Here is a 9,440-nt window from a genome sequence, read left to right as displayed (position 1 = left end):
GTTTCTGCAGAACCACGACCAGGTTGGCAACCGCGCCTTTGGTGATCGCTTGACGAGCGCCGAGGTCCGCGCCCCGGGCCGGGTGGAGCGCGTCCTGGAACACGTGAAGGCAACGGCCGAACGCAACGACATCGACACCGACATCGTCGGAGAGACCTACAAGGCCATGATCGATGCCTTCATCCGCCTGGAGCTTGAGGTCTACAAGGCCGGCAGCTAGCTAGAGGGATTCCTCCACGGGGACGTTGGCCTGGTACTCCCGCCCGTCGCAGTCGCTGAAGGCCGTCATCAGGTGCCCCTTGGGCAGGCCCAGTACCGTGCTCAGCGGGAAGTTGCCCGTGATGGTGTTCCCGGAATGCTGGACGCCCTTGATGTCGAAGTTCTCCTCCGTGCCGTCATGGCTGAAGCAAAAGAAGGACACGGCCTCGCCATTGAGGAATTCGATTTCCAGCCGCCGTTGATGTGAATGGTCCGGCGTCGCCGCGACCAGCCCCACCACGTAGGCGCCCGAGGCCGGGATATTGCCGTCTATATCGAAGGTCGCCACCAACGTTGAATCCTTGGCGGCGATGCTGACGTGCTTCAGGAGTGCGTTGTGCGAGCTCATAGGCCAATCCTGCCCCCGGACGTTGGCCCCGTCCACCCCTGATCTAGGTTTTGTCCCGGCCCCGTCGTAGACTTGTTCTATTCGAAGATATGTTCGAATAATTCAAGCGTGAACCCGTCTGGCCTCCCGCCTGTGGCACCTGCACCTTCCGGCGCACCTGCCCGGCGGCCGTCCAGCCCGTTCGTCTAAAACACTGCGCCCGGGAGGCATCATGGGGATGTTCAGCGAATCCGTGGAGGTGGCCTGCACCCCGGAGGGCCGGCCCGAGTCCCTGGTCTGGGCGGGACGGAGCTATGAGTTGTGCGCCGAGCCGGTGAGGTGGTTCGAACGGCGTGAGTGGTGGGCTGAAGTGCAGCGCGCACCGCTGGGCAGCGGCCCAGGCCTGGTGGACTCGGAGATCTGGCGGCTAGAGGTCCGGGACGCCTCGGCCCCGGACCAAAGCCTCACCCTCGACCTCAGCCGCCACCTGCGCAGCGGGCGCTGGCGGCTGTTGCGGCTCCACGACGCCCTGGCGGGGCAGCGGAGGCCAGCGTCGGCATGAGCTTCACCCACCTGCATGTCTCCACTGCCTTCAGCGCCCACTATGGCGTGTCCTGGCCGGAGGAACTGGCCGCGGCGGCCGCAGCCGACGGGGCAACGGCGCTCGCCTGCACCGACCGTGACGGCCTCTACGGCACCATCAAACACCTCAAGGCCTGCATGGCCGCGGGGCTGGATCCCATCGTGGGGGTGGACCTGGCAGTCTTTGACGACGACGGCGACCTCCGCACCCAGGTGGGCGGCCGCGTCGTCGTCCTGGCCCACGGGGGAAACGCCGGGGCCGGATACCGCGCCCTGTGCCGGCTGATCTCCGATGCCCACGCCCGCACCACGGGAAAGGCCGGCGGTACGGTCCCCGCCGCGGTAACACGGGCCGAACTGGCATCCCGGGCGCTGGATCCGCAGACGCTCGAGCCGGTGCTGACGGTATTGCTCGGACCGGACTCCGACGTCGGCCGCTCCATGGGCGGGCGGCGCTACCTGCGGCCGCGCACCCTGTTCAAGCAATGGCTCGACGCCATGCCGGCGGGAACCGTCACCGCCGAGGTGGTCTCCCAGCTGAGCGCCCCGGGGGAGCACCTCAGCACAGCGCACGCCGTGCGGATGCTCAAGCTGGCCGCCGAACACGGCGTTCCCGCCGTGCTCAGCAACGCCGTGCGCTATGTCGCCGAGGACGGGGCGGCCACGGCGGACGTGCTGGACTCCGCCCGGACCCTGAAGTCGCTGCCCGAACTGGCCGGCGAGCCGCTGCTGCAACCCAACGGACAGGCCTGGCTCAAAAGCTCCGCGCAGATGCTGGAGCTGGGCAAGGAAATCATTCACGCCGCGGGATTCGGCGCGGCCGACCTCAAGAGCCTGCTGGCGCATACCGAGGCGCTCGCGGACCGCTGCCGGATAGACCCGGCCGCGGACATGGGCTGGAAGCAGCCGGTGGTCCCGGAAGCGGCCGTGATCGGGATCGAGGGGGACCCGCTGGCCGAACTGGCGGCCCGCTGCGAGGCCGGCATCACCCGCCGCTTTCCCGGCATCAGCGGCAGCAGTGCCGTGGAGCTGCGGGCCAGGCTGGAGCATGAGCTGCGGATCATCAACAGCCTCGGGTTCGCCTCCTACTTCCTGACCGTGGCCGAGGTGTCCCGGATGATCACGGACATGGGGGTGCGCGCCGCGGCCCGGGGCTCCGGGGCCTCCAGCCTGGTCAACTACCTGATCGGCGTCAGCCAGGTGAACCCGCTGCAGCACGACCTGATCTTCGAACGCTTCCTCTCCAGGGACCGGGCCACCCTGCCGGACATCGACATCGACGTCGAGAGCGCCGAACGGCACAACGTCTACCGGAAGATCTTCGACCGGTTCGGTGCCGAGCGGGTGACCCTGATGAGCATGCAGAACGGGTACCGCGCCCGGGGTGCCGTGCGCGACGCCGGACTGGCCCTCGGCATGGAGGGCGGCGACATCGACGAGATCGCCAAACAGCTGTGGCGTTTCTCCGCACGGAACTTCCGCGAGGCGCTGGTGGAGAAGCCGGAGCTGAAGGAGTTCGCCGGGCGGGTGGAGCAGCGGGACTTCACCGGCAACCAACAGCTGGACCTGCTGGTGGACCTGACCGAACGGCTGGACCGGCTGCCCCGGCACATCTCCATGCACCCGTGCGGGGTCATACTGGGCGATGCCACGCTGCTGGACCGCACCCCGGTCCAGCCCAGCGGCCTGGGCCTGCCGATGAGCCAGTTCGATAAGCACGACATGGACCCCATGGGCATGCTCAAACTCGACGTCCTGGGCGTCCGTATGCAGTCCGCCATGGCCTTCGCAGTCCGGGAGGTCATCCGGCTGCACCCCTCGAAAGCGGACGTGGTAGCCGCCGGAAACCACCAGCCCGGGCCGGACGGCAGCGGGCCGGACTACATTGCCGAGGACGGCACCATCGACCTGAACGCCGTCCCGCTGGACGATGAGCCCACCTTCGACCTGATCCGCAGCACCCACACCCTTGGCTGCTTCCAGATCGAATCCCCGGGCCAGCGCGAACTGATCGGAAAGCTGGCCCCCCGGGAGTTCAACGACCTCATCATCGACATCTCCCTCTTTCGGCCCGGGCCGATGAAGTCGGACATGGTCCGGCCCTTCCTGGAACACCGGCACGGCTTCGCCCCGGAGGTGTTCCCGCACCCGGACCTCAAGCCGGTGCTGAAGGAAACCCACGGCGTCACTGTCTTCCACGAACAGATCCTGAAGACCTTCGACGTGATGACCGGCTGCGGCCTGGCCCGCGCCGATGAGTTCCGGCGCGCCCTCGGCAACGAGGTACTGGAGAACCAGGTGGAGGAATTCTTCCGCCGGGAGGCCAAGCGGCGGGACTATTCCCCGGCGGTCGTTGACAAGGTCTGGGGAACCCTGAAGGCCTTCGGCAGCTTCGGGTTCTGCAAGGCCCACGGCGCCGCCTTCGCCGTGCCCACCTATCAGTCGGCGTGGCTGAAAACCCACCACCCGGAGGCGTTCCTGGCCGGGATCTGGGAACACGACCCCGGCATGTATCCCAAGCGGCTCCTGGTGGCCGAGGCCCGCCGCATGGGCATCCCCCTCCTGCCCCTGGACATCAACCGCAGCCAGGCCGAATACCGGGTGGAACCGGTCGTGGACGGCCCGGACCGGGGGAAACTGGGCATCCGGCTGAGCCTGAAGGGAATCTTCGGTCTCTCCGGCGCCGAACTGAAACGCATCGTCGCCGGCCAGCCCTACGACTCCCTCGCGGACCTGCGCGCCCGGACCAGGATCAGCAAACCCAGCATCCAGCGCCTCGCCCAGCTGGGGGCCTTCGACTCCCTGCACCGTGCCGCCGGCGGCAACACCAACCGGGCGGACCTGGTCCACCACCTGCAGCAGCTGCAGACCAGGACGCAGCGCAAGGGCGCCGAGGTGATCGAGGGCCAGCTGGCCCTGCCGCTGGGCGATGTGGAACTGACCAACCTCAAGGGCGGCCGGCCCGCCCCCACGCTGGTGGAGACCGTCCGGGCCGAGCTGGACCTGATGGCCGTGGACGTCAGCGCCCACCTGGTGGACAGCCACAGGCCGCTGCTGGACCGACTGGGCGTCACCACGGCGGACCAGCTCCTGAAGCTGCGCAACGGCACCGAGGTGCTGGTGGCCGGCGTGCGGGTGGCCACCCAGACCCCTCCGATGCGCGGCGGCCGGCGGGTGGTCTTCATCAGCATCGACGACGGGACCGGCTGCGTGGACTCGGTTTTCTTCCACGAGGCCCAGGAGCAGGCCGGGCCGCTGCTCTTCAGCACCCGGCTGCTGCTGATCCGCGGCACCACCCGCCGCACCGGGCCCCGTGGCATCAGCATCAGCGCTTCCATGGCCTGGGACCTCAGCCGCACCGACACCCTTCCCTTCCCGGCCGCCGGCGCGGGTACCGGCTCGGGCGGAGGCGCCATTACCGGCGGCGACGCGCCCGAGACCCCGCCGCTGGACATGGCGCCCGGGGCGCTGGACGGCATCCGGCGAACCCTCGCGATCACGGGGTTCAGCGGTTGAGGGCGGCTCCGAAAGCGGCTCCGGGGGAGGTGGCGGGCGTTGGTTGGGCGTCCGGAAATACCGATAGCATGGACGAGGCTGGCTGTGGTCCCCGTACGCCACAAGCTACGAAGCCTTAAAACCGTGAATAGGAGACACCCGTGTCAGATGCCCAGCAGATCACCCTTCTCGTCGATGGCGAAGAGACCCAGGTGACTACCGGGACCACCGGCGCGGAACTCTTCTTCGAGCGCCGCGACGTCGTCGTGGCCCGTGTCAACGGCGAACTGAAGGACCTGGACCAGCCCCTGCCGGCCGGCGCCGACGTCGAGGGCGTCACCATCGACTCCCCGGACGGCCTGAACGTGCTGCGCCACTCCACCGCCCACGTCATGGCCCAGGCCGTGCAGCAGCTGCGCCCCGACGCCAAGCTGGGCATCGGCCCCTACATCACCGACGGCTTCTACTTCGATTTCGACGTCGAGGAACCCTTCACCCCGGAGGACCTGCGCCAGCTCGAGAAGATGATGCTGAAGATCGTCAACCAGAACCAGAAGTTCGTCCGCCGCGTGGTGACCGAGGACGAGGCACGCGAGGCGATGAAGGACGAGCCGTACAAGCTCGAACTGATCGGCCTCAAGGGCGCCGGCAGTGACGAGGACGGCTCCAGCGTCGAGGTCGGCGGCGGCGAGCTGAGCATCTATGACAACGTCGAGCGCAAGGAAGGCACCACCGTCTGGTGCGACCTATGCCGCGGCCCGCACCTGCCCAACACCAAGCTGATCTCCAACGCCTTCGCCCTGACCCGCTCCTCCGCGGCCTACTGGCGCGGCAGCGAGAAGAACAAGCAGCTCCAGCGCATCTACGGCACCGCCTGGCCCACCAAGGAAGCCCTCAAGGCCTACCAGGAGCGCATCGCCGAGGCCGAACGCCGCGACCACCGCAAGCTCGGCGCCGAACTGGACCTGTTCTCCTTCCCGGACGAGCTGGGCTCCGGCCTGCCGGTGTTCCACCCCAAGGGCGGCATCATCCGCAAGGCCATGGAGGACTACTCCCGGCAGCGGCACGTCGACGCCGGTTACGAGTTCGTCTACACCCCGCACATCACCAAGGGCCACCTCTACGAGGTCTCCGGGCACCTGGACTGGTACCGGGACGGCATGTTCCCACCGATGCACATCGACGCGGAACTGAACGAGGACGGCACCGTCCGCAAGCCCGGCCAGGACTACTACCTGAAGCCGATGAACTGCCCGATGCACAACTTGATCTTCCGCTCGCGCGGCCGCTCCTACCGTGAACTGCCGCTGCGGCTCTTCGAATTCGGCTCGGTCTACCGCTACGAGAAGTCCGGCGTGGTGCACGGCCTGACCCGCGTCCGGGGCATGACCCAGGACGATGCCCACATCTACTGCACCCGCGAGCAGATGAAGGACGAACTGACCAAGACCCTGAACTTCGTGCTGGGCCTGCTCAAGGACTACGGCCTGCAGGACTTCTACCTGGAGCTCTCCACCAAGGACCCGGAGAAGTTCGTCGGCGCCGACGAGGTCTGGGAGGAAGCCACCCGCACCCTCGAGGAAGTGGCGACCGAATCCGGCCTCGAACTGGTCCCGGATCCGGGCGGAGCGGCGTTCTACGGCCCGAAGATCTCCGTCCAGGCCCGTGACGCCATCGGCCGGACCTGGCAGATGTCCACCATCCAGCTGGACTTCAACCTGCCGGAGCGCTTCGAACTGGAATTCCAGGCCTCCGACGGCACCCGCCAGCGCCCGGTCATGATCCACCGCGCACTGTTCGGCTCGATCGAACGGTTCATGGGCGTCCTCACCGAGCACTACGCCGGCGCGTTCCCGGCCTGGCTCGCCCCCGTCCAGGTGGTCGGCATCCCGGTGGCGGAGGCGTTCAACGACTACATGTTCGACGTCGTCGACCAGCTCAAGGCCGCGGGCATCCGCGCCGAGGTGGACATCTCCTCGGACCGGTTCCCGAAGAAGATCCGCACCGCCAGCAAGGACAAGATCCCGTTCGTGCTGATCGCCGGCGGCGACGACGCCGAGGCCGGGGCCGTGTCCTTCCGGTTCCGGGACGGCAGCCAGGACAACGGCGTGCCGGTGGCCGAGGCCGTCCGTCGGATCGTGGACGCCGTCCGCGAGCGGACCAGCTAGCGGGGGAGCAGCAAGTGCAGGAATCCACAGGCGCCGGCCAGGGCTACCCGGGCGACGACGGCGTGACCGATGACTTTGGCCTGGCCGGCGTGCCGGACTCGTTCCAGCGCCTGTGGACTCCGCACCGCATGGCGTACATCAAGGGCGGCCAGCACCAGTTCAAGAACCAGGACGACTGCCCGTTCTGCGTGGCACCGGAACGCCAGGACGAGGAATCGCTGATCGTCTACCGCGGCCGGACCTGCTACGTGGTGCTGAACCTGTACCCATACAACCCCGGGCACCTGCTGGTGTGCCCGTACCGGCACATCCCGGACTATACGGATCTGACGGTCGAGGAGACCGCCGAGTTTGCCGACCTGACGCAGACCGCCATGCGCGTGCTGCGGAAAGTCTCCAACCCCACCGGCTTCAACCTGGGCATGAACCAGGGCGTCACCGGCGGCGCCGGCGTCGCGGGCCACCTTCACCAGCATGTGGTGCCGCGCTGGGGCGGGGACGGGAACTTCTTTCCGATCATCGCCCAGACCAAGGCGATGACCCAGACCCTCGGCGCGGTCCGCCGGCAGGTTTCGGAAGCGTGGCCCGCGTCCGCGGCCACGGAACCGGCGGCGGGAACACCGGATGCTGAATAAGCACGCCCGCGGGTTCTTCACCGCGCTGTTCACCCCGCTGGCCCGCTGGCTGCTCCGGATGGGCGTCTCCCCGGACGCCGTGACGATCGTCGGCACCGCCGGCGTCGTCGTCGGCGCCCTCGTCTTCTACCCGCTGGGCCAGCTCTGGTGGGGAACCATCTTCATCACCGCATTCATCTTCTCCGACGTCATCGACGGGATCATGGCACGGCTACAGGAACGCGGCGGCCGCTGGGGCAACTTCCTGGACTCCACGCTGGACCGGGTGGCCGACGGCGCCCTGTTCGCCGGCGTCGCCGTCTGGTTCTTCACCGGCGGGGCCAACCCGGCCATCGCCGTCGCCGCCCTGCTCTGCCTGGTCCTCGGCATGGTGGTCTCCTACGCCCGGGCCAAGGCCGAGGCGCTGGGCTTCCACGCCAACGTCGGCATCGCAGAGCGTGCCGAACGGCTCGTCTCCGTCCTTGTGGTAACCGGCTTCACCGGCATCGGCCTGCCGCCGGTGGTCCTGCTCGTCACCCTCTGCCTGCTCGCGCTGGCCAGTTTCGTGACGATCATCCAGCGGGTCGGCGCCGTCCGCCGGCAGTCGCTGGAGGAAGCCCGCGGCACCACCAGCGACCACGCCGCCTGAGCCGGGCTGCACCCACAGGACACAGGCTGACGTACCCTGTCCCCGACGCTGTCCCCGCCCGGTTCCGGGGCGTAACCCGAGTTCAACCGGCCCGCGGCGGGGGACTAGTATTACCCTTACCGGCCAATGGTTTCCGGTAATCCGGGGTGAACGCACACGGTACCCGTGTGCCGTCCGCGCCGGGCGAGGTCATCTATCTACCCATAGGGGTTTTTGTGTCTACACCTGATGTAAGCAGCGAAGCCGGCGCGTCCGCCCAGAACGTCACGGGCAGCAGCCGCGTCAAGCGCGGCATGGCGGAGATGCTCAAGGGCGGCGTCATCATGGACGTCGTCAACGTCGAGCAGGCCCGCATTGCCGAAGACGCCGGTGCCGTGGCCGTGATGGCGCTGGAACGCGTTCCCGCTGACATCCGCGCCCAGGGCGGCGTGTCCCGCATGTCGGACCCGGACATGATCGACCAGATCATCGACGCGGTCTCCATCCCCGTCATGGCGAAGGCCCGCATCGGCCACTTCGTCGAGGCCCAGGTCCTGCAGTCCCTCGGCGTCGACTACATCGACGAGTCCGAGGTCCTCACCCCGGCCGACTATGTCAACCACATCGACAAGTGGAACTTCAAGGTTCCCTTCGTCTGTGGCGCCACCAACCTCGGTGAGGCCCTGCGCCGCATCAACGAGGGCGCGGCCATGATCCGCTCCAAGGGCGAGGCCGGCACCGGCGACGTCTCCAACGCCACCGGGCACATGCGCAAGATCCGCTCCGAGATCGCCAAGCTCGCCGCCCTGCCCGAGGACGAGCTGTACGTCGCGGCCAAGGAACTGCAGGCCCCGTACGAACTGGTCAAGGAAGTTGCCGCTGCCGGCAAGCTCCCCGTGGTCCTCTTCACCGCCGGCGGCATTGCCACCCCGGCCGACGCCGCCATGATGATGCAGCTCGGCGCCGACGGCGTCTTCGTCGGCTCCGGAATCTTCAAGTCCGGCAACCCGGCCCAGCGCGCCGCCGCCGTCGTGAAGGCCACCACCTTCTTCGACGACCCTGACGTCATCGCCAAGGCCTCCCGCGGCCTGGGCGAGGCCATGGTCGGCATCAACGTCGACGAGATCCCGCAGCCGCACCGCCTCGCCGAGCGCGGCTGGTAGCCTGCGCGCCCTGCGGGGCGCCGAGCGGCGCGATCCTCTGCGTGCTATTCCCCGCGCGTTGTTGGCAGCCGAGCTGCCGGTTGGGGTGCGGGGCCCCTTTTACGCACGCTGCCGGACCAGGCCCTGCCTCTTAGTGGCTCCTCCTAGGAACGCGGTGCGGCGTACATCTCCTCGATGACCGTTTCGAAGTCTTTCATCTCCTGG

At 68.1% G+C, this 9,440-nt stretch carries 7 protein-coding genes and 1 pseudogene; 7 read left to right on the top strand and 1 reads right to left on the bottom strand.

What is annotated here, in order from left to right; genetic code table 11:
- Positions 1 to 220: pseudogene (locus AB0305_RS21475) on the top strand (hypothetical protein); the annotation flags it as partial.
- Here AB0305_RS21475 and AB0305_RS21470 read toward each other — a convergent pair.
- Complete coding sequence (locus AB0305_RS21470; RefSeq protein ID WP_364135415.1) at positions 221 to 607, bottom strand: hypothetical protein; 387 nt, start codon at positions 605 to 607, stop codon at positions 221 to 223.
- Between the two features lie 211 nt (positions 608 to 818).
- Between AB0305_RS21470 and AB0305_RS21465 the strand changes: the two genes are divergently transcribed.
- The 6 genes from AB0305_RS21465 to pdxS all read left to right on the top strand — a co-directional run bounded on the left by AB0305_RS21465 (position 819) and on the right by pdxS (position 9,236).
- Complete coding sequence (locus AB0305_RS21465) at positions 819 to 1,148, top strand: DUF6504 family protein (RefSeq protein WP_364135418.1); 330 nt, start codon at positions 819 to 821, stop codon at positions 1,146 to 1,148.
- Positions 1,145 to 4,684, top strand: coding sequence for a DNA polymerase III subunit alpha (dnaE, locus tag AB0305_RS21460; RefSeq protein ID WP_364135421.1), 3,540 nt, complete (start codon positions 1,145 to 1,147; stop codon positions 4,682 to 4,684). The genes AB0305_RS21465 and dnaE overlap by 4 nt, the downstream gene beginning before the upstream one ends.
- Before the next feature lie 140 nt (positions 4,685 to 4,824).
- Positions 4,825 to 6,831 carry a threonine--tRNA ligase gene (gene thrS / locus AB0305_RS21455; RefSeq protein WP_364135424.1) on the top strand — a complete coding sequence of 669 codons (2,007 nt, stop codon included), beginning with the start codon at positions 4,825 to 4,827 and terminating at the stop codon, positions 6,829 to 6,831.
- A 14-nt stretch (positions 6,832 to 6,845) separates the two neighbouring features.
- On the top strand, positions 6,846 to 7,466 hold the full coding sequence (locus AB0305_RS21450) for an HIT domain-containing protein (RefSeq protein ID WP_364135427.1): 621 nt from the start codon (positions 6,846 to 6,848) through the stop codon (positions 7,464 to 7,466).
- Positions 7,456 to 8,094: a phosphatidylinositol phosphate synthase gene (gene pgsA / locus AB0305_RS21445; protein ID WP_364135429.1), complete on the top strand. Its 639-nt coding sequence runs from the start codon at positions 7,456 to 7,458 to the stop codon at positions 8,092 to 8,094. The genes AB0305_RS21450 and pgsA overlap by 11 nt, the downstream gene beginning before the upstream one ends.
- A 215-nt stretch (positions 8,095 to 8,309) precedes the next feature.
- Positions 8,310 to 9,236: a pyridoxal 5'-phosphate synthase lyase subunit PdxS gene (gene pdxS / locus AB0305_RS21440; protein WP_290257711.1), complete on the top strand. Its 927-nt coding sequence runs from the start codon at positions 8,310 to 8,312 to the stop codon at positions 9,234 to 9,236.
- The last annotated feature ends 204 nt before the right edge of the window (positions 9,237 to 9,440 follow it).

Source organism: Arthrobacter sp. NPDC080086 (assembly GCF_040702285.1).
Note: the sequence above shows the minus strand (reverse complement) of the source record. Positions and strands in the feature narration are given on the sequence as shown.

Excerpts from the sequence above, each read along its gene's own strand:
- AB0305_RS21470 (WP_364135415.1), bottom strand. The coding sequence starts at position 607 with ATGAGCTCGCACAACGCACTCCTGAAGCACGTCAGCATCGCCGCCAAG.
- AB0305_RS21465 (WP_364135418.1), top strand. The coding sequence starts at position 819 with ATGGGGATGTTCAGCGAATCCGTGGAGGTGGCCTGCACCCCGGAGGGC.
- dnaE (WP_364135421.1), top strand. The coding sequence starts at position 1,145 with ATGAGCTTCACCCACCTGCATGTCTCCACTGCCTTCAGCGCCCACTAT.
- pgsA (WP_364135429.1), top strand. The coding sequence starts at position 7,456 with ATGCTGAATAAGCACGCCCGCGGGTTCTTCACCGCGCTGTTCACCCCG.